The sequence below is a fragment of the Brooklawnia sp. genome (assembly GCF_032229645.1).
Classification (GTDB): Bacteria; Actinomycetota; Actinomycetes; order Propionibacteriales; family Propionibacteriaceae; genus Brooklawnia.
Genome location: NZ_JAVTWX010000063.1, coordinates 1 through 19,388 on the forward strand (window position 1 = coordinate 1; position 19,388 = coordinate 19,388).

The window sequence follows — 19,388 nt, forward strand, 5'->3', positions numbered from 1 at the left end:
ATCTGCGGCCCGCACCGGTCGGTCATCGGGAACATCCTAGTGACTACGGAAGTTGACGACAGTCAAAGATCAGGACGGCCAGCTCCTCTCGACCTGATCGGTGACCTGCTGGGAGGTCGCATCCGTGGTCACCCAGTCGACCATCGCCGTCCAGAAGGTGCCCGCGCCGACGGCACTGGGCATCAGGTCGGACCCATCGAAGCGGAAGACCGCGTTCGGGTCGGTCAACAGCTCGACCGAGAGCTTGTCGACGTCATTGGTCAACAGCGAGGTGTCCAGACCCGAGTTGGCGCTGACTGCACCACCGGCTGTGGTGGCCTTCGCCCGCTCATTCGCCCATTCTGCGCTCGACAGGTAGCTCTGGAAGGCCTGAACCTCCGGGCGATCGGAGAAGGCGAGCGCGAAGTCGCCGCCGCCGATCACCGGCTTGGCCTGATCCGGGTTCACGGCCGGCAGATAGAACGCCCAGATGTCGCCATCGGGGCCGACCTGGGTGCCCTCGGGCCAGGAGCTGCCGTAGAAGGACGCCTGGCGATGAAGGAAGCAGGTGCCATCGAGAATCGGCAGGCCGGCATCGGTGAACGCCGTTGTGGCGATGGTCTTGGAATCGCCCAGACCGCCGTTGACGTAGTCATTGTTCTTCAGGATCTTGCCCGTGGTGTCGAAGGCGTTGACCACCTGGGAATCGTTGAACGGGATCTGGTGGCTGACCCACTTGTCGTAGGTCGGGCCGTCGGTGGTGCGCAGCATCACGTCTTCGATCCAGTCGGTGCCCACCCAGCCGGTGGATGCGCCGTCACCGAATCCCACGCACCATGGCTTGGTCAGGCCGTCGGTGTGATCGGCCGCGATCTTCGCGGTGAGATCCATCATCTGGTCCCAGGTCTCGGGCACCTCGTAGCCGGCATCGGCGAATGCCGACGGCGAATACCAGACCAGCGACTTCACCGAGGCGCCCAGGGGTGCCGCATAGAAGGTGCCATCGACGGTGCCGTAGGCCTTCCAGTCTTCGCTGAAATACTTGTCGACATTGGCCTCGGTGTCAGCCGGTGCGGCCACCGCCTTGCCGGACGCGACCAGGGTCTCCACGAGTCCGGGTTGCGGGACGAATGCGATATCCGGGGCGTTGCCACCTTGCACTCGTACCGAAATCTGCTCGGAGAAAGCCTTGTCGCCCTGGTAGTCGATGGTTGCCCCGGTGCACTGCTCGAACGCCTTGAACGAGTCGACGTACGGATCGGCCTCCGGTGAGACGATCGCGGTATAGACCGAGACGGTCGTGCCCGACAGATCGCCGTAGGAGCTGAAAGCCGAACAGTCCACCGACGAGGACGCGCCAGATCCGCCACCAGAATCAGAGCCGCAAGCGGCCATGCCCATCGTGAGCACGACCGCGCTTGAAATGGCGAGCGGACGAATGAGTTTCCTTGACATCAGCATCTCCTCCACTGTGAGAGTTGGGAGATTCCGCCGGCAAGCCGTATTGCCTGCCGGCATAACCTCCGAGCGTTGTCTTTCGCCTATTCGTCCATCTTGCTACGCATAGGCGCTAGCCAGCGGACCCGGAGGGAAGAAACTCATAACGTTCCGGTAAACGCCTCACCGGCTTTCGTGCATCAGCTGAACCAGATCATCGGCCAGCGGCGAGGTGATGATGTCGTCCACGAAGCCCGGCAGCGCGATCCGCCAGTTCGGGTAGCTGTCGACCGTGCCGGGCATATTCGGGCGCTCGGCGACCATCGCCGCGTCGTCGATATTGACCACGATAATGATCGAATCGGCATGTGAGAGCATCCTGTAACGCGCGGTCACCGCCGACTTCACGTCTGCGGTGGTCATAGCAGCCGGCTCCCGCTCGGGATCGATGTGCGCCAATTCGGCGAGCGTGCGGCGGGTGTGTTCGGTCTGAGCCCAGTCGGCATTCTTGCCGATTCGCTTCAGGTCGGCCACGTCGCTGCCGGTCAGCAGGCCTGCCACGCTCACCTGGTCGTGAGTCGAGCTGGTGCCGATACCCAGTAGCGGGAAATCGTCGATAGGCGTCCGCATCCCCGAGCGATTGCCCAGCATGCCGATATCGGCCATCGTCTCGCGAACTCCTGCGGCGACGGTACCCATGTCCTCACCGACGATCCAGGCGTCGGCGCGCATCGCCTCGATCCGCAGGATCGCCAGCAGGGCGTCCACCGGGTAGTAGACGTAGACGCCATCGGCGGCCCCGGCCGCCACCGGCACCCAATAGAGGCGCCAGAGCTGCATGACGTGGTCCATCCGCAGGCTGCCTGCGTAGGCGAGAGCGGCGTGCACCATCTCGACGAAGGGTGCGAAATCGGCCTGCACCATCGACTGCGGGTTGAACGGCGGCAGCCCCCAACGCTGGCCTTCGGTGTTGTGTGAGTCCGGCGGGGCACCGATCTCGAAGTTGAAGTTGAGCAGATCCTGAAATGCCCAGGCGTCTGCGCTGCCCGCATCGAAGCCCACTGCGAGGTCGGCGATGACGTCGACACCGTAGCTGCAGGCCTCCTGATATTGCACCGATGCCACCCACTGCGCCCAGGTATGGAAGCGGACGCGTTCGGCGTGCTCACGCGCGAATTCCGCGACACCTGGCGAGTCGGGGCGGCGCAGCTCTTCGGGCCAGTTCCGCCAGTCGCTGTGCTGTTGGGTCTCGGCGATCACCGACCAGACCGCGAAGCGGCGCAACTGCTGACCGTGATCGGCGCGCCAGGTCTCGAATTCGACGTTGGGCTCGTCCTTGACCTGCTCAAAGATGCGCTCGAGTGCTTCGAGCTTCAGCGCCCAGATCACGTCGCGGTCGATGAGGCGCTCGTTGTTCAGCGCACGGCCCTTGACGTCCAGATCGGAAAGGTTGACTCGTTCGGCGCCGAAAGCTCGTCCGGGTGCCACATGCAGCAGGTTCAAGAAGAGCCGGGACGCAGGCGAGTACGGCGAAGGCTGGGGTGATGCCAGCGGCGCGATCGCATGCACGGGCGACACCTGGACGCAGGCCGCGCCTTGGGCGGCCGCGAGCCGGCAGATCAGGCCGAGATCGCGGAAGTCGCCGATACCCCACGACCGGCGGGTGCGGGTGGCGTAAAGCTGGATCTGCCAGCCCCAGCCGCGCTCGGGCACCTTCAGCCGCTCGGGAGCGGCCAGCACGAACCGGCGTACGCCTTCGCGCGTATACAGAATGTGGTAGCCGTAGACGTCCACAACGCCGTGCACCTGGATGTTGAAACCGTCCTCCAGGATCAGGGTGCCGAAGAGCTCGGGATGCCAACGTCCCGGGGTACAGACGATCGGTGCGCCGGTGCTTGCCACCGCGTCCGAAGCCGGAAAGCTGTCGTTGACCATCTCGAGCGTGGTGGTTGGGGTTTCTGCCCACTTGCCGGAGGTGCTCTGGTATCCGAAGGAGACTCCCAACGGCGCCAGCTTGGCGATCAATTCCTCACGGCTCGCTCCCGCGGTGGCATGTGCTTCTATCAATGCGCTCACGATCTCCAGGTCTTTCGCTCGACGGCGGACTGTTGCCCATTGTGCCGTGTGGTCAAAGGATTTAGCACTCCGCCTCGCTGGTTGGACGGGGTGATCAAATACTCACCCTAGACTGTGCGCATGCCAATGCTGTTCGTCGATCTGGACAACACGATCTCCGACCGCGCGTCCTCTTTTCGGCGGTGGGCCGACAAATACCTGCTGGACCGCTACGGCAGCGCCGATGGTGAGCTGATCGACGCGATGACGATCGCGGACGGCGACGGGTTGCGGAACAAGCCGGACGTGGCCGCTGATCTCGCCGAGCTACTCGATCTCTCCCCGGCCGAGCGGGTAGAGATCATCGCGGTCTTGCGAGCGGGCACCCTCGACGAGCTTCGGCCGGTCCCAGGCATCACCGAGGCCCTGGACGCCGCGCGCGCAGCCGGTTTCGAGCCGTTCATTGTGACCAACGGCCGCCCCTCGCAGCAGCAGGCCAAGGTGGCCAGGCTGGGGCTGGCCGATCATGTCGCGGGCATGGTCGTGAGCGAAACGGTCGGTGTGAAGAAGCCGGATCCCGAGATCTTCCGGATCGCCGCCCGCCAGGCCGGCGGCAGCCTGGCGGGCGGCTGGATGATCGGAGACTCGGCCCAGGCGGACATCTGCGGTGCGATAGCCGCAGGGCTGGGCTCGGTCTGGCTGCGCCGTGGCCGCGCTTATCCGGCCGGTCTGCCGGAACCCACCTATCTGGCCGATTCCTTCGTGGAAGCCGTCGGGCTGGTCCTGGAGTGGACGCCTATCGTTCAGTGAGTGGGGCGCAGCCTCAGGCGGCCTTGCGGGCGGCGCGTTCGGTGGGCTTTCGGGTGACCACCTGCTGGTATGCCGCGATGACCTGTTCCACGGTGGGGGGCACCATGGCGACCTTCGGGCGCCCGACCGGCTCACCACGGCGGGCCTTGCGCAGGTGGCGCTTGACAGTCGACAGCGAGCATCCCAACTGCTGCGCGATCGATTCCAGGGAGGCCGTCGGATCGGAGCGGCGCAGCCGCAGTACCTCGCCATGATCAACCTGGTGGGCGGGGCTGGCGCCGGCGAAGCTGTCGAAGTTCTCGGGCTCGACCTGGACTCCAAGGATCCGGCGCATCTCCTGACGCTGCCGAGCGGTGGTGCCGGCGCAGTAGCCGGCGACATCATGCCGGACGACCGCTCCGTAGAGGCAGTCGATCATCACGGGGCAATCGAGGCAGAGGCTCTCGGCCTTGCGCATCAAGGAAGCCTGACGGCGACGCTCGGTGGCGGTTTGTGCCGCGCTGGGGTCTTCGAGAAGCACATCCTGGAACAAGTCGTCGTTCTGGACGCAGCCAAGCAGGTCGTCAGGAGTCGTGGTCGTCATGTCAGTCTCTTTCTCGTCACCGCGCCGGTGGGGTTACCAGCGGTTTACGGTGTAATCAGACTTCCAGGAATGGCCAATGCCTCGATAGCGTGCAGCTACTGGTTTTGGGGGTAGGGCGAAGTACATGCGTCGGGATGAGTACGGATACTCAGCTGTGAGCGTTCTGCGCAGGCGATGAGTGAGCGATATGCGTGCCTGGATCAGCGGGTGTCGTGGATCAGATCGCTAACGTGTCCGAGCACCTGATCGACCGGTTCGTGAATGACCAGGTCGGCGCGGGAATCCATCGGGGTGCTCGTCAGATTGATCAGCACGAGCCGGTGCGCCGGATAGTACTGCAGCAGGCCGGCGGCCGGGTAGACGTTGAGCGAGGTGCCGCCGACGATCAGTGCGTCGGCCTGTTGGATGGCCTCGATCGAGGCGTCCACGGTGGCCGGATCGAGTCCCTCGCCGTAGAGCACCACATCGGGCCGGACGATCGCACCACAGAGCGGACAGATCGGGACGAGGGGCTCGTCGGGGATCTCGTCCAGGCCAAAGGCGTGGTGGGCGCGACTCATACAGTGGTTGCGCTCGACCGATCCGTGCAGCTCGTAGACCGTCTTGGAGCCGGCCAACTGGTGCAGGCCGTCGATGTTCTGGGTGACCACCGCGGCCAGATGTCCGGACAATTCCAGCTCGGCCAATGCGGTGTGCGCGCGGTTGGGCTTGGCGTCGGGATGCACCAGATTGGTGCGGTGGAAGGCGAAGAACTCCTCGGGCTCGTTCATCAGGCAGTCGTGGCTGAGCAGGTACTCGGGGGAGCGTCCGGTGTTCTGCTGGCTGGCGTAGAGTCCGGCGGCCGAGCGGAAATCGGGGATACCAGACGCCGTTGAGACACCAGCACCTCCGAAGAACACGGCGGAGCGGGCATCAGTGAGCCAGCTGGTGAGGGTTTCGATCGGGTCCAAGTCGCGGGTGGTCACAGTTCGAATTTAGCCTGATCGAGGCCTAGGGCCTGACGATGAACCAGCGCGTCGAATTGCGGTTTCTGCTCGTCGCTTCGTATCAGAGACTGATGGCAAGTAATGCCAACACCGATGACAGCCGGATGACGTCACGATAGGTTAAGTACGAACATATCGTCTTCACCGCCAGCGCTGCCAGGGATCACCTGTCGGCTCGGCGGCCTAGCTTCGGAGGATCAATGAGCAAACCAGAACTCCTGCAGATCGGCCCCTACCCGGAATGGGACCAGGAAGCGCTGGATGAGTCCTACGTGGTGCACAAGTACTTCGAGGCGGACGACAAGGCCGCGCTGCTGGCTGAGGTCGGCCCGAGCATTCGTGCGATCGCGACCCGCGGTGAGCTCGGTGCCGACGCCGAGCTGATCGCTGCGCTGCCGAACCTCGAGATCATCGCGATCAATGGTGTCGGCTTCGACGCCGTTGACCTGGACGCTGCTCGTGCTCGCGGCATTCGCGTCACCAACACGCCCGGTGTGCTGACCGATGACGTGGCCGACCTGGGCGTCGCGCTGGCGCTCGCCGTTTCGCGCGGTGTCGTCGGCGGCGAGGCCTGGGCTCGGAGCGGCAAGTGGGCGTCCGAGGGGCTCTACCCGCTGCAGCACAAGGTGACCGGTAAGAAGGCCGGCGTGCTGGGGCTCGGCCGTATCGGCTTCGAGGTGGCCAAGCGCCTGGCCGCCTTCAACATGGATATCGCCTACAGCGACATCGCCGCCAAAGACTACGCACCCGACTGGGAGTTCATCGCCGACCCGGTGGCGCTGGCCGAGCGCTCCGACTTCTACCTGGTGACCCTGGCCGCCTCCGCGCAGACCCGCCACATCGTGAACAAGGAAGTCATCGAGGCGGTCGGCCCCGACGGCATCCTGATCAACGTGTCGCGCGCGTCCAATGTGGACGAGGACGCCCTGCTCGACGCTCTCGAGTCAGGCAAGCTCGGCGCCGCCGGCCTAGACGTCTTCGATGGCGAGCCGAATATCAACCCGCGGTTCGTTGCCCTGGAGAACGTCGTGCTCCAGCCCCACCAGGCGTCCGGCACCGTGGAGACCCGGATGGCCATGGGCCAGCTGATGCGCGACAACCTGACGGCTCACTTCGCCGGCGAGGAGTTGCCGAGCGCGGTCATCTGACTCTGACCGCAGGAGATGCTGGTATCGAAACGGTATCATCTGACTATGGCGATGACCCTACGACTGAACCCTGAGGACGAGCGCACCCTCGCGCTCCTGGCGGAGACGGAAGGAGTGAGCAAGCAAGAGGCGATACTGCGTGCGATCCGTGCCGCCGCAGCTCGCTCGGTGCATGAGGCAGACGTCCGAGAGCTTTCCGTGGCTGCTCGCGAGCGCTATGCCACCGTGCTGAAACGTCTCGGAGAATGACTCGCTATTTGAGTCTCGAGGATCTTCTCATCCTGACTGAGGATCTCGGCGTCGGTCCGGTGCGGGATGTCGGTCTTCTCGACTCAGCGGTCCATCGTCCGCAGGCGACAATCCTGGGCCAGGAAGCTTATGAGGGCTTGGATCTCAAAGCAGCGGCGTTGCTCGAGTCGCTCGTCCGCAATCACGCATTGGTCGACGGAAATAGACGACTCGGTTGGCTTGCCCTGGTGGTTTTCTGTGGCTTGAACGGCGAACAGGTCGATGTGCCCGACGAGCCTGCCTATCAGCTGGTCATCGGGGTCGCTGACGGGTCGATGAACTATCTCGCGGTAGCCGAGATGCTGGTGACATGGCGTAGACGTGCCTGGGTGATCGCCATGACACGGGAACCTACGAACCCGGCGGACCCGCGAACCGGAGTTTCCGAACCGCGACCGGAAGCTCGCGACTCCTAAGGACCCTAGTCGACGCCGAACTCCATCGCGGCGCGGTCGAGGGCAGCCTCTTCGTCCGTGGTCGGACGCGAGCCGCCCATCTTGTGGGCCTCGCCTGCCTCCAGCCGACCGATGAGCTCCCGGGTGTCGCCGCCGACAAGCTGGCCCTGCTGCACGTACTGCTCCAGCTTGGCCCGCGAATCGGTGATGTCCAGGTTGCGCATCGTCAGCTGTCCGATGCGGTCCAGCGGGCCGAATGCCGAGTCTTCGACGCGCTCCATCGATAGTCGCTCGGGCTGGTAGCTGAAGCCCGGGCCATCGGTCGACACGATCGTGTAATCGTCGCCACGGCGCAGCTTCACCGTGACCTCGCCGGTCACCACCGAGGCGACCCAGCGCTGCAACGACTCGCGGATCATCAGTGACTGCGGGTCGAACCAGCGGCCCTCATAGAGCAGCCGGCCCAACCGGCGTCCCTCGGTGTGGTAGTTGGCCAGCGTGTCCTCGTTGTGGATGGCATTCAGCAGCCGCTCGTAGCAGATGAACAGCAGCGCCATCCCGGGCGCCTCGTAGATGCCGCGGCTCTTGGCCTCGATGATGCGGTTCTCGATCTGATCGCTCATGCCCAGGCCGTGGCGTCCACCGATCTCGTTGGCCCGCATGACCAGCGCCACATGATCGTCGAAGCGCTCGCCGTTGATAGCTACGGGGTAGCCCTGCTCGAACGCGACGGTGATGACCTCGGGGGTGATCTCGACCGCCGGATCCCAGAACTTCACGCCCATGATCGGCTCGACCGACTCCAGGGAGACATCGAGGCTCTCCAAGGTCTTGGCCTCGTGGGTGGCGCCCCAGATGTTGGCGTCGGTGGAGTAGGCCTTCTCCTTGGAGTCGCGGTACGGCAGATCGCGTTCGACCAGCCACTGGCTCATCTCGTCGCGTCCGCCGAGCTCGGAGACGAAATCGGTGTCGAGCCACGGCTTATAGATACGCAGCTGCGGGTTGGCCATCAGGCCGTAGCGGTAGAACCGCTCGATGTCGTTGCCCTTATAGGTCGACCCGTCGCCCCAGATCGAGACATCGTCTTGAGCCATTGCCTGCACCAGCATGGTGCCGGTCACCGCGCGTCCGATCGGGGTGGTGTTGAAGTACGGCTTGCCGGCCGAGGTGATATGAAATGCGCCGCACTGCAGGGCGACCAGGCCCTGCTCCACCAGGGACGCCCGGCAGTCGACCAGTCGCGAGATCTCGGAGCCGTACGCCAGCGCGCGGCCGGGCACCGAATCGATGTCGGGCTCGTCGTACTGACCGATGTTCGCGGTGTAGGTGCATGGGATCGCGCCCTTCTCGCGCATCCATGCGACTGCGACGGAGGTATCGAGGCCGCCCGAGAAAGCGATGCCGACGCGCTCGCCGGCCGGAAGTGAAGTCAGAACCTTGGACACGAAGACAAGGATAACTGAAAGTTATGCCGTTGTGAAACCACGGGTTTAGCGTGACACGAGGGATGAGTATTCGTCCGACCGCATAGTTATGCCCGATCTGGTGGCGCGAGAGAATCGCTCCTCATCCCCCCAGAAGGCCCTCAGACGGTCAGGATGACCTTGCCGATAACGTCCCCGGACGCGAGCAGCCGATGGGCCTCGGCTGCGTCCTGAATCTCGACGCGGGTTTCTGGTGCCGACTTGATCCGGCCCGCTTCGATCAGCGGCCAGACGCGCTCGGCGACCTGCTGACAGATCTCGGCCTTCTGCGCGGCCGGGCGTCCACGCAGGCTCGTGGCGGTGATGGTACCTCGCTTGTTGAGCAGTTTGGCGATGTTCAGCTCGGCCTTGGTGCCTTTCTGCATGCCGATGATCACCAGTCGTCCGTCGTCGCGCAGCGCAGCGACGTTGTCGGCCAGATACTTGGCACCGATGATGTCGAGAATGACATCGACTCCGCGGTCGGCAGTGGCCATCATGAGCTGGGTCAGCCAGTCGTCGGAGTAGTCGATGACGATCTCTGCCCCCAGCCTGCGGCAATGCTCGAGCTTGGCCTCGGACGCGGTTGTCGCCACGTGGGCACCCAGCGCACGCGCGTACGGAATGGCGAAGCTGCCGATACCGCCGGCACCGCCGTGTACCAAGAACCATTCGCCGCTGCCCAGCTGAACCCGGTCGAGATTCGACATGACCGTCGCCGCCACCTCGATGACGCCCGCCGCGCTGACCAGGTCGATGCCTTTGGGAGGCCTGATCGCCTGGCCGGCGGGCACCACGACGTGGGTGGCGTAGCCGCCGCCGTCGAGCAGTGCGACCGCCCGATCGCCGAGCTGCCAGCCTTCGACGCCCTCGCCGATCTCGTCGACCACCCCAGAGCACTCCAGACCCAGAATCTCGGATGCGCCGGCCGGCGGCGGGTAGTAGCCCTGCCGTTGCAGCAGGTCGGCCCGATTGACGCCGACAGCCGCCGTGCGGATGCGCAACTGACCGGGCCCGGGATGCAGATCGGGAACCTCGGACCAATGCATCTTCTCCGGTCCGCCGAAACCATCGAGTGTGATCGCATGCATGACTCCAGCCTGCCATCTGACCTATGGTGCGCGGTGGGCTACCATGGTTTTGCCTCGGCGAGATCGCATAGTGGACGAGTGCAGCCGCCTTGAAAGCGGCCGAGGGAAACCTCCGTGGGTTCGAATCCCACTCTCGCCGCCGCTACGCAGGGAACGGGTGTGCCGCGGAAGGAGAGCGCCTCCATGACTCAAGCCACCTCTGGTGACCCTCAGACCAACCACTACGCCCTGAAACCCCAGAATCCGGTGCGAGCCTGGGTGCTGGCGGCCGGACTGTTGATCACCGGCATCGCGTTGCTCTGGCTGGGGCTCGGCGGTTCGGCCACAGTGGTCTGGCAGGTGATCGTGGGCGCTGTGCTGGCCGTCTTCGGGCTAGGCCTCGGCGTTGCCGCATTGACCTTCGTCTCGAATCGGACGCTCTACGTCGTGTTGAGCCCCGACGGCTTCCAGGTGAGCGGACCCGGTTATCACAAGTCGGGTGCCTGGATCGATGTCGATTCGGTTTCTGCCACGCCCGACGGCGCCAGGCTGGTGATCGGCAGCGGCCATGTTGAGCGCACCTTCATCCAAGCGCCCGGTGGTGTCGCAGACGATCAGATGAAGGCGCTCACGGACGATATCGCGGTTCGCCTGCAAGCGCTGGGCAACTGACCCCGGGCGGGCCGTCTAGCAGGTCAGCGCTGGGTCTGCGCGGGCTCGGAGTCAGGTGGCGTGTAGACCGGCACGGAATCCGGGATGTACCAATCGCCCTCGGGCTCTTCATGGTGGTACCCGCAGCTATCGGCGACGTTCTCGGCCTCACCGCTGATTGGTTCGGCTGGGGTGTCGGACTCGACGGGAGCGGGCGCCTCAGCGGTCTCGGTGGTCGCCGGGGCCGGCTCGGTGGGCTGCGGTGCGTTCTTGGCTTCAACTTGTTCTTGCGTGGCGGCGATGGCGTCCGAGATCTCGGTATGCATCTGGTCAAAATCGGGAGCCGACGAGTCATACCCATTGATGCCGTGCACGAACGAGATCCGGTTCACGACGCCGCCCTTCTGGATGCGTCCGGCGAGATCGACGATCGCGGAGAGATGCTCCTGCGGGATGTCGGTGGAGACCATGTCTCCGGCTGCCTGGGCGATGTCTTCGTACCGGGTCAACATGGTGGCCGGATCCGCCTGATCAATGACGGCATTCACCAGGCAGGACTGGCGCTGCATGCGTCCGAAGTCGCCGCCGGGAGAGTTGCATCGGCTACGGGCGTACCACATGGCGTCGTCACCGCCCAGGTGCTGGGTGGGTCCCTCAGGGATCCAGCCGAGTTCTCCACAGTTTCCGTCTGAGGTGCTGCCGCCTTTGGCGATCGGGAAGTTCACGTTGACCGTGACGCCGCCCATGGCGTCAACCAGCTTCACCAGACCGTCGATGTTCACTAGGACGAAGTAGTCGACCTTTTGCCCGGTGACGCCTTCGAATGCCCATTTCAGCGCGTCGGCACCGGGGTAGTCAGTGTTTTCGAAGAGCTCGGGGTACATCGTGGGGGCATCCTCCCAGACGGAGCTGAGGAATGCGTCCGAACCGTCGTCGAAGCCGTAGGGGAAGGCCTGCGCCAGCGGCGAGTCGGGCGCGAAGATGGGGTATTGCAGGTTGCGCGGCAGTTGAATGATCAGGGTCGCACCGGTCTTGGTGTCGATCGACGCCATCATCATGGTGTCGGTTCGCACGCCCAGTTCGGTCTCGCGTCCGGCCCCCGAATCGCCGCCTGCCAGCAGGATGTTGACGCGCTCCTTGTCGGCCCAGGGGTCGTTCTTCTCAAGCGTTGGACGCGTCTGCGACTGAGAGTTGTTCTCCGAGCCGAATAGATCGCTCGACAGTCGCGCGGTCTCGAACGAATACGCGGAGGCGACGGCCAGTGGGGCGCTGACGATGAAGGTCAGTAATCCGACCGCGATCCCTCCGATGGTGCGCTGGCCGTTGCTCAGTGTGCGCGGCCGCGAGACCAGATAGGTGCCGATGATCACGCTCACCCAGAGACCGGCCACCACGATCAGGCTGATTGCGATCGTGCGCATCCAGCCGGTCTGCAAGGCGCTTCCTGCTGTGAGCAGGGGATTGCGCAGGACGATGATCAGGGCGATGAATGCGACCAGGATCAGCGTCAGCAGGATCACTCCGAGGCGATGCAAGCGGGTGCCGAGCATACCGAGACCGGGCACGATGGTGCTGCCGATGGTTCGGATGATGGAACCGCGGAATCGGCGATCGGGTTTCGGAGCTTGGGCCTGGGCCGGCTCTGGAGTGGAAACTGGTGGTGGGGGAGGTGTCTCGCCGCGGGCAGCGCCATAGGTGCCGCCGGCCCGTTTCGGAGCAGGGGCCGATTCCTCGGAGTATGACGCGGCGTACGACGCGCCCTGCTGTGCGTCGGATGCTGATGGGGATGCGAGAGGGTCACCACGGCGTGCGCCCCAGTGGGCGCCGTCGGGCGATGGTTCGACTGGCCTGCTGGCGGCGGCATCCCGCGCTTCCTCGGAATATCCGCGTCGTGCCGGGGTTGCCTGTCGGCCGTCGTCACTCGGCAGCGGCAAGATCAGACTTCCCTTCGTGCAGAGAGTACGTGCAACTCACTTTAGCGAAGCGTAATCGTCTGCCCGAAGCGGGACCATCCCACCAGGGGCCGAAACTTTGTGGGGCGGGGTATCCGTCTGGGCTTGCCGGGTGCTGTGTCGCGGTTCTGGCGTGCCGTCTTCAACCCGGCAGGAGCCCGACGCTTTGCGGAAGCGGCCGGTTGTCGCTAGCCTTGGACAGTCGTCTGGATGAGTAGATGCGTCCGGCCGCCTGGAGGTGTCGCCTAGTCAGGTCTATGGCGCCCGCCTGCTAAGCGGGTTTGGGGCTCAACCCCATCGCGAGTTCAAATCTCGCCACCTCCGCACAGACCGAGCGGAAAGAAGACTTGTTTTCTTTCCCGAGGTCAAGCGAGAGGTCGAGGTGCACGAAGTGCACCGAGTACCTCCGCCATGACAAGTGGAACGCTCCTTCCGCGGGATCGCGGGAGGAGCGTTTTTCGCTGGCTCGGGGTTCTGCGCCGGGCAACGCGCTTCAGTGCTCGCCAGTTCGCTTTCGTGGGCAAATAGTTGCCTGAATTGGCCATCTGGAGTGCACTGGAGCGCGTTGAGGCCTGGTTCTTGAGCCGGAGGCGCTACTCGAGGGCTCTGGGCTGGACACCCGCTTCGGTGCTCGTCGATTCGTCTTCTTGCCTGACTCGGGCCGATTTCACACGCGCCGCGGTGCAGTAGCTAACCGATGTGCGTGTTTCGTCACTCAGCGGCTACCGGGAATAGCAGCAGCTACCGAACATGCGCCAGTTTCTGCGACTACCGGCAGTCGTTGCGAGTCGGGTTGCCGCCGATGGAGTCTTACCGGGCGATTGCGTCGCCGGCTACGAGTTGCATCAGGCCAAGATCGACACCTGCGTAGGTGCTGGCAGCGACGCGTCGGGTTCTCTTGCGCGGCGACCGCCACCCAAGACCGCGCACGACGACTGCGCCTGAAAAGGTGGTTTGGAGTTTCGTCGGCAGTGGGCTAAAGTGATCAATCGCGCAAGCGACCAGCGCTCGTAGCTTAACGGATAGAGCATCTGACTACGGATCAGAAGGTTGGGGGTTCGAATCCCTCCGAGCGCGCAGAATGAATGTCCCGCGGCATGTTACCCACGCTGCGGGACATTCGTCATTCTGAGCTTCAACCGCGATCCGTAGCCCAGATCCAGGGATCTCGCCAGGTCGGCACCGCGATCCGCAGCCCCGGACGCTCCGGCGGCGCTGTCCAGACCTCGCGCGCACTACGCAGCCAAGCCGGTGAAGAAGTCAACCCGAACCCTTCGCCGAACAGGCGTGTCATGCTGGCGAAGGCCTCGTCCACGCTGCCGAGCTTCGTCACCCAAACAGCAATTCCGGATGCCCGCAGCCGCTCGACATCGAGCTTGCGGTTCTCCTCCTGGTTGGCGACCACCAGATCGGGTTTCAGCGCTTCGGGCGCTGCTGCGTCAGATCGGGACGTTGCGCCGCCAACGCCCGCGAACTCCAGAATCCTTCCAGCACCTCGGGAGACACTCCGATCCAATCGATCATCTTGGTGAAGGCCTTGCTGGTGAGGAATGCACCGGAGATCTCGTCGACGCGTCCACCGAATTTCAGGACGGCCACCGAATAGCTGAACCCCCACTGCTTGCGGTTGTAGACCGCGACCTTCACGATGCCCGTCAGGTCGATCTTGCGTATTCCGACCCGCAACTGGTCGCCCTCACCGCGGACGATTCCGCTGACCGGTTGGGACATGATGAAGATCCCGAAGACCGCCCAGACGAAGGCGGGCCAGCCATCGCCGCGAGCCAGCCAGGTCATGCAGCACAGCGCCGCTCCGCCGATGAGCATCGCCAGCGAGCTCACGGGGGCCGGCAGCAGCGTCAGCTTCGGTCGAGGGGTGCGGTCACGCTTTCTGGCCATCTGTTCTTCATGCCTTCCTGTCGGTGGTCGTCGTCTCGTTCGCGTCGGCGTCCAACGCGGAGTCAGGGCCGTCCAGCAGCCCGGTGAGTCTCTTGCGTAGCACCTCGGCGCGACACGCCGCCAACAGCGGCCCGGGATCGGCGTCGTGGCCGGTCATCAGCTTGAGCTGATCGATTGCCTGGCCGACCAGCAGGTCGAGACCGTCCAGCGAGGTTACACCGGCCGCGCGGGCCGCCCGGTCGAAGGCCGACGGATAGTTGGTGTAGACCACCTCGAAGACGGTGCGGGCCTGGGCCACCAGGTCCGCCGCGAGATCGTCGGCCAACTCCACCGGCACCGTCGAAACCAGCAGATCCGCGCGTCCCCCCCAACCGGCAGGAAGCTCCGCGGGCCGCCCGTAGGACTGCACCGAGAACTCGATGCCGGCCAGCGCGGCAACATCGTCCAGGCTCGCGTGTGCGCGCTCGGCGCTTCGGGCACAGACCACGGCCTGCCTGACCCCCAACCTGCCGAGCGCCCAGAACGCGCTGCGCGCCGTCGCGCCGTTGCCGATCACCATGGCTGTGGCAGCCGAGCCGACGCCGGCGCGGGCGAGGGCCGCGAGCAGGCCGGTGACGTCGGTATTGAAGACCCGGTTCGGCGCATCGCCGGCGCCGAAGATGATGGTGTTGCCAGACTGCAGGGCGGCCGCGATCGGGTCGGGCTCGCCATATGACAACAGCGCCTGCTTGTTAGGTGCGGTCACCGACAGCCCAACCCATTCGGATCCGAGTCCCGCGATGAAGTCGCCCAGGGTGTCGGGGGTCACCTCGAACGCGTCGTAGCTGAACTCGTCCGCGATGCCGAGTTCGGCGTAGGCGGTGCGGTGCAGCAACGGCGACAGTGAATGTGCGATCGGGCTCCCGATCACGGCGCAGCGGCGCATGGGTGACTCCTCGTCCGAAGTGGATTACGGATAGTTTGACACTATGAGCGCCCGACCTGCCGTCAACCCGTTCCGTCCTGAGCTGTGGGACGAGGTGCCCGGCCTCGAGTTCACCGACATCACGTACCACCGGGCCAAGGATGTGCCGGCGGTACGGATCGCGTTCGATCGTCCCGAGGTGCGCAACGCGTTTCGTCCGCACACCGTGGACGAACTGTTGCTCGCCTTCGAGCACGCCCGGCAGTCGGCTGACATCGGTTGCGTGCTGCTCACCGGTAACGGGCCCAGCCCCAAGGACGGCGGCTGGGCGTTCTGCAGCGGCGGCGATCAACGCATTCGTGGCAAGGCCGGATACCAGTACGCCGAGGGCGAGGACGCCAGCACCGTCGACAAGGCGCGGGCCGGACGGCTGCACATCCTCGAGGTGCAGCGGCTGATTCGGTTCATGCCCAAGCCGGTGATCGCGCTGGTCAACGGTTGGGCCGCGGGCGGCGGCCACAGCCTGCACGTGGTCTGCGACCTGAGTCTGGCATCGGCCGAACACGCCAAGTTCAAGCAGACCGATGCCGACGTGGCGTCCTTCGACGGCGGCTACGGTTCGGCCTATCTGGCCCGCCAGGTCGGCCAGAAGTTCGCCCGCGAGATCTTCTTCCTCGCCGATACCTACTCCGCCGACGATGCCTACCGGATGGGCATGGTCAACAAGGTCGTCCCGCATGCCGGGCTTGAGGACGAGGGACTCGCCTGGGCGGCGAGGATCTGCGGCAAGTCACCGACCGCTCAGCGGATGCTCAAGTACGCCTTCAACCTCGCCGATGACGGTCTGATGGGGCAGCAGCTCTTCGCGGGCGAGGCCACCAGGCTCGCGTACATGAGTGAGGAGGCCGTCGAGGGCCGGGACTCGTTCTTGAACAAGCGCCCGCCGGACTGGTCCGACTACCCCTATTACTACTGAACGACCACTGAGCGCGCGTACCCAACGTGCTTGGTTGCTCCCCAGATTGCGCCGGGGATCCCGATCATGGCTCAACGAGGCATCTGGGGAGCACTGAAGCACGTTGACGTCGAACCAGCGTCCGGATGACTCGATGAAAGCGGGAACGAAGCGTGATGGCAGAATGGACGCATGGCTGACCTGGACGATGGTGACACCCTCGATGGTGACATCGCCCGTCGCGCCTCCCGCATCTTAGAAGTCGCCCAGAACGTCGCCGATCAGGTGCGCCGTGAGGCGGACGAGTACGCGATAAAGAAGAAGCAGGACGCCGACGACGCGAATGTCGATATCGAGCGCATGCACGCCGATGTCGCGCGACAGCATCAGCAGGCGGTCGACCTGAAGGACGAGGCACAGCGCATCCTGATCCAGGCTCGCGTCGATGTCGAGGCCCGGATGGACGAGGCTCTCGCGCAGGCCAACCAGATCACCGCGACAGCCGAACAACAGGCCAATGCTGCGCTCGCCGAAGCGCTCGCGGAGGCCGACCAAGTCACCGCGGCCGCCCGTGACAAGGCCGCCCACCTGATCGCGCGGACCGAGGCGAACACCGCCCAGGTTCGCCAGCAGATCGACAATGAGCTGTCCACTGCCCGAGCCGCGATCGCGGCGGACACCCAGGAGTCCAGCGAGCGGATCGCCGCCGAGCAGGCAGACACCGACGAGCGCTGCGGCGCGATGGTCGCCGAGGCGCAGGCCGAGGCCGCGCACGTCGTCCATGAGGCGCAGCAGGCCGCGCACCAGGCCACCGAGCAGGCCGCGCGGGAACTCACGCAGGCCAAGGCGCAGGCAGCGGCCATCGTCGAGGCTGGTCAAGCCGACGCCGAGCAGCGCCGTGCCGAAGCTGAGGCCGAGTACGTCCGCATCACCAACGAGGCTCAGCAGCAGCTGGACTGGACGAATCAGACGATCAGCGAGCTGCTGGCCGGCGCGCAGTCGGAGGCCGAACGGACCGGCGAGCAGACTCGGGCCGCGGCAGCCGCCCATCGCAAGCAGGTCCATCAACAGTTGCAGGTTCTGATCGCCCGTCAGGCGCACGGTTCGCGCACCGAGCTCAGAGATGCCAGGGCCCGCAGCGATGAACTGACGTCGCAAGCCGAAGCGACGTTGCGGGCAGCCCAGGCAGACGCGGCCCGCACCCTGGACGAGGCCGAGCGGGCCGCCAAGGACCGTCTTGAGGCCGCCACTCGTGAAGCCGATGGCATGGTGACCCGGGCGGCCGCGCAGAAGGCCGAGGCAGAAGATAGTGCCCGGCGAATCCGGGAGCGCGTCAACGCCGACCTCACCACACTGCGTCAGGAGACCTTCGAGCAGACCAGCCAGACGCGCGCCGAGGCCGTGCAGCTGCTGCGCGAAGCCCGCAACGATGCCGACCGGGTGCGTCGGGAAGCCGACGAGATGCTGTGGAAATCCCGGGCAGAGGTCTCGCGGCTGGCTGCCCGTCGCGACAACATCGCCAGCGAACTTGGTCATCTGTCGGGCGTGATCGAAGCCCTCGCCGTGCCCGTACCTACCATTCATGAAAATGTTCCCGAGAACCGTAGCAACGCCGAATAGCCAAGGAGAGCAATGATGACGGAGGCCGCATTCCGCCTCGTCCGCAAGGGTTACGAACCCAGCGAGGTCGATCAGAAGGTTGCTCAGCTGAGCACGAGTATCAGGCAGCTGCAATCAGATCTCAGCCGAGCGCATGACGAGAACGCCGTACAAACGGTGGAGAATGCCAAGCTCCGCCAGGCCAGCGACGATCTGGGCGCGCGCGTCGAGATGCTGGAGCAGGCCGTGCAGGAGGCGCGGGAGGAGCGCGACGGTGGCGTGCCGCAGAGTTACGCCAACCTCGGGGCGCGCGTCGGACAGATGCTGACCCTCGCCCAGGACGAGGCCGATGGACTGCGCAGCACTGCTCAATCCGATGCCGATCTGCTGACTGCCCAGACGAAGCAGCAGGCGGTAGACCTGGTGGCGAACGCCGAACGTGAAGCAGGCGAATTGCGTTCTCAGGCCCAGGCCGATGCCGCCCGGACTGTCGAGGAAGCAAAGCAGCAGGCCGATCACCTGCGCGAGTCGGCTTACGGCGAGGCAACCGCCCGCCTGGAAGAGGCAGAGGCCGTCTACGAGGCGCAGCGCGCCCAGGCTGCCGCCGCTGCGGCCGACTTCGAGCAGACGCTCGCTGAGCGCCGCGCCGACGCCATGAACGAACTGAACTCGGCGTTGGAGAAGAAGACAGCCGAGGTCGACCTGGCCACCGAGAAGCTGAACGAGGCCCACGCCGAGGCCGAGCGGGTCACCATTGATGCTCGCAACCAGGCTGAGCAGATCGTCAAGGATGCCCAGAGCCAGGCCAACACGATGCTGTCGGAGGCGAAGCAGCGAGCCGAAGGCATCCGGCAGAACTCCGAGCGGGAGCTTGCGGCCGCCACCGCCCGCCGTGATTCGATCACCGCGCAGCTGTCGAACGTGCGCCAGATGCTGGCGACCCTCGGTGGCCCGCAGCAGCAGTTCATCGATCCGACCAAGCCGCGCACCGCGCAGGACTGGGCCGCTAAGCAGGAAGCCGAGAGTCTGGCCGCGGCCGATGACGGCGAAGAGGCTGTGGAGGCCTCCGAGTAGCAGTCTGCACTGCACATTTCTTGCGTGGCCGGCAGCAGCAGCGTGACAAAGTACATGCGTTCTGTCGCCAAATCGGGTGCTTAATCGATTTAGCGCGCGCGATAGTGGCAAATCGCATGTAGTTAGTCACGCCAACGAGA

Annotated in this window: 17 protein-coding genes, 3 tRNA genes and 1 pseudogene; 11 read left to right on the forward strand and 10 right to left on the reverse strand. The window is 65.0% G+C overall.

Features of this window, described 5'->3' with window-relative positions:
* Positions 1-69 precede the first annotated feature (69 nt).
* Together AAFP05_RS04250 and malQ are read right to left on the reverse strand one after the other, a co-directional pair.
* The gene (locus AAFP05_RS04250; RefSeq protein WP_341728614.1) at positions 70-1,434 is read right to left on the reverse strand and encodes an ABC transporter substrate-binding protein; all 1,365 of its coding nucleotides are present in this window, start codon (positions 1,432-1,434) and stop codon (positions 70-72) included.
* A gap of 165 nt (positions 1,435-1,599) precedes the next feature.
* Positions 1,600-3,492: a 4-alpha-glucanotransferase gene (gene malQ / locus AAFP05_RS04255; protein WP_341728615.1), complete on the reverse strand. Its 1,893-nt coding sequence runs from the start codon at positions 3,490-3,492 to the stop codon at positions 1,600-1,602.
* A gap of 120 nt (positions 3,493-3,612) precedes the next feature.
* Between malQ and AAFP05_RS04260 the strand changes: the two genes are divergently transcribed.
* A complete protein-coding gene (locus AAFP05_RS04260; protein ID WP_341728616.1) occupies positions 3,613-4,281 on the forward strand; it encodes an HAD family hydrolase in 669 nt (222 codons plus the stop codon).
* 13 nt (positions 4,282-4,294) lie between these two features.
* Here AAFP05_RS04260 and AAFP05_RS04265 read toward each other — a convergent pair whose 3' ends face one another.
* Together AAFP05_RS04265 and AAFP05_RS04270 are read right to left on the reverse strand one after the other, a co-directional pair.
* On the reverse strand, positions 4,295-4,864 hold the full coding sequence (locus AAFP05_RS04265; RefSeq protein WP_341728617.1) for a WhiB family transcriptional regulator: 570 nt from the start codon (positions 4,862-4,864) through the stop codon (positions 4,295-4,297).
* Between the two features lie 200 nt (positions 4,865-5,064).
* Positions 5,065-5,829 carry an NAD-dependent protein deacylase gene (locus AAFP05_RS04270; protein WP_341728618.1) on the reverse strand — a complete coding sequence of 255 codons (765 nt, stop codon included), beginning with the start codon at positions 5,827-5,829 and terminating at the stop codon, positions 5,065-5,067.
* Between the two features lie 221 nt (positions 5,830-6,050).
* On the opposite strand from AAFP05_RS04270, the gene AAFP05_RS04275 reads away from it, so the two are divergent.
* From AAFP05_RS04275 to AAFP05_RS04285, 3 genes are read left to right on the forward strand one after another with little or no spacing between them, the layout of a single operon-like run.
* Complete coding sequence (locus tag AAFP05_RS04275; protein ID WP_341728619.1) at positions 6,051-6,998, forward strand: 2-hydroxyacid dehydrogenase; 948 nt, start codon at positions 6,051-6,053, stop codon at positions 6,996-6,998.
* A 45-nt stretch (positions 6,999-7,043) separates the two neighbouring features.
* The gene (locus AAFP05_RS04280) at positions 7,044-7,247 is read left to right on the forward strand and encodes a CopG family transcriptional regulator (RefSeq protein WP_341728620.1); all 204 of its coding nucleotides are present in this window, start codon (positions 7,044-7,046) and stop codon (positions 7,245-7,247) included.
* The gene (locus AAFP05_RS04285) at positions 7,244-7,702 is read left to right on the forward strand and encodes a Fic family protein (protein WP_341728621.1); all 459 of its coding nucleotides are present in this window, start codon (positions 7,244-7,246) and stop codon (positions 7,700-7,702) included. Before AAFP05_RS04280 ends, AAFP05_RS04285 begins: the two co-directional genes overlap by 4 nt.
* A gap of 5 nt (positions 7,703-7,707) precedes the next feature.
* Here AAFP05_RS04285 and argG read toward each other — a convergent pair whose 3' ends face one another.
* Together argG and AAFP05_RS04295 are read right to left on the reverse strand one after the other, a co-directional pair.
* Positions 7,708-9,126, reverse strand: coding sequence for an argininosuccinate synthase (gene argG, locus AAFP05_RS04290; RefSeq protein WP_341728622.1), 1,419 nt, complete (start codon positions 9,124-9,126; stop codon positions 7,708-7,710).
* A gap of 140 nt (positions 9,127-9,266) precedes the next feature.
* Complete coding sequence (locus AAFP05_RS04295; protein ID WP_341728623.1) at positions 9,267-10,235, reverse strand: NAD(P)H-quinone oxidoreductase; 969 nt, start codon at positions 10,233-10,235, stop codon at positions 9,267-9,269.
* Positions 10,236-10,291: 56 nt separating this feature from the next.
* On the opposite strand from AAFP05_RS04295, the gene AAFP05_RS04300 reads away from it, so the two are divergent.
* Positions 10,292-10,374 (forward strand) — tRNA-Ser (locus tag AAFP05_RS04300).
* Between the two features lie 44 nt (positions 10,375-10,418).
* Entirely contained in the window at positions 10,419-10,886 is a 468-nt protein-coding gene (locus tag AAFP05_RS04305) for a hypothetical protein (RefSeq protein ID WP_341728624.1), read from the forward strand.
* A gap of 23 nt (positions 10,887-10,909) precedes the next feature.
* Here AAFP05_RS04305 and AAFP05_RS04310 read toward each other — a convergent pair whose 3' ends face one another.
* Positions 10,910-12,400, reverse strand: a complete 1,491-nt coding sequence (locus AAFP05_RS04310; RefSeq protein ID WP_341728625.1) for an LCP family protein — start codon at positions 12,398-12,400, stop codon at positions 10,910-10,912.
* A gap of 651 nt (positions 12,401-13,051) precedes the next feature.
* Here AAFP05_RS04310 and AAFP05_RS04315 point away from each other — a divergent pair.
* Both AAFP05_RS04315 and AAFP05_RS04320 read left to right on the forward strand, forming a co-directional pair.
* Positions 13,052-13,141 (forward strand) — tRNA-Ser (locus AAFP05_RS04315).
* Between the two features lie 680 nt (positions 13,142-13,821).
* Positions 13,822-13,894: transfer RNA gene (locus tag AAFP05_RS04320), tRNA-Arg, on the forward strand.
* 76 nt (positions 13,895-13,970) lie between these two features.
* Here AAFP05_RS04320 and AAFP05_RS04325 read toward each other — a convergent pair.
* The 3 genes and pseudogenes from AAFP05_RS04325 to AAFP05_RS04335 form a co-directional block, all read right to left on the reverse strand.
* Positions 13,971-14,237 (reverse strand): annotated as a pseudogene (locus AAFP05_RS04325) (helical backbone metal receptor); the annotation flags it as partial.
* Positions 14,234-14,716 carry a hypothetical protein gene (locus AAFP05_RS04330; RefSeq protein WP_341728626.1) on the reverse strand — a complete coding sequence of 161 codons (483 nt, stop codon included), beginning with the start codon at positions 14,714-14,716 and terminating at the stop codon, positions 14,234-14,236. The gene AAFP05_RS04330 and the pseudogene AAFP05_RS04325, both read right to left, overlap by 4 nt.
* Before the next feature lie 7 nt (positions 14,717-14,723).
* A complete protein-coding gene (locus AAFP05_RS04335; RefSeq protein WP_341728627.1) occupies positions 14,724-15,641 on the reverse strand; it encodes a shikimate dehydrogenase in 918 nt (305 codons plus the stop codon).
* A 43-nt stretch (positions 15,642-15,684) separates the two neighbouring features.
* On the opposite strand from AAFP05_RS04335, the gene AAFP05_RS04340 reads away from it, so the two are divergent.
* From AAFP05_RS04340 to AAFP05_RS04350, 3 genes are all read left to right on the forward strand, one after another.
* Positions 15,685-16,596 carry a 1,4-dihydroxy-2-naphthoyl-CoA synthase gene (locus AAFP05_RS04340; protein ID WP_341728628.1) on the forward strand — a complete coding sequence of 304 codons (912 nt, stop codon included), beginning with the start codon at positions 15,685-15,687 and terminating at the stop codon, positions 16,594-16,596.
* A gap of 171 nt (positions 16,597-16,767) precedes the next feature.
* Complete coding sequence (locus tag AAFP05_RS04345) at positions 16,768-18,195, forward strand: hypothetical protein (protein ID WP_341728629.1); 1,428 nt, start codon at positions 16,768-16,770, stop codon at positions 18,193-18,195.
* A 15-nt stretch (positions 18,196-18,210) separates the two neighbouring features.
* Positions 18,211-19,248, forward strand: a complete 1,038-nt coding sequence (locus tag AAFP05_RS04350) for a hypothetical protein (protein ID WP_341728630.1) — start codon at positions 18,211-18,213, stop codon at positions 19,246-19,248.
* The last annotated feature ends 140 nt before the right edge of the window (positions 19,249-19,388 follow it).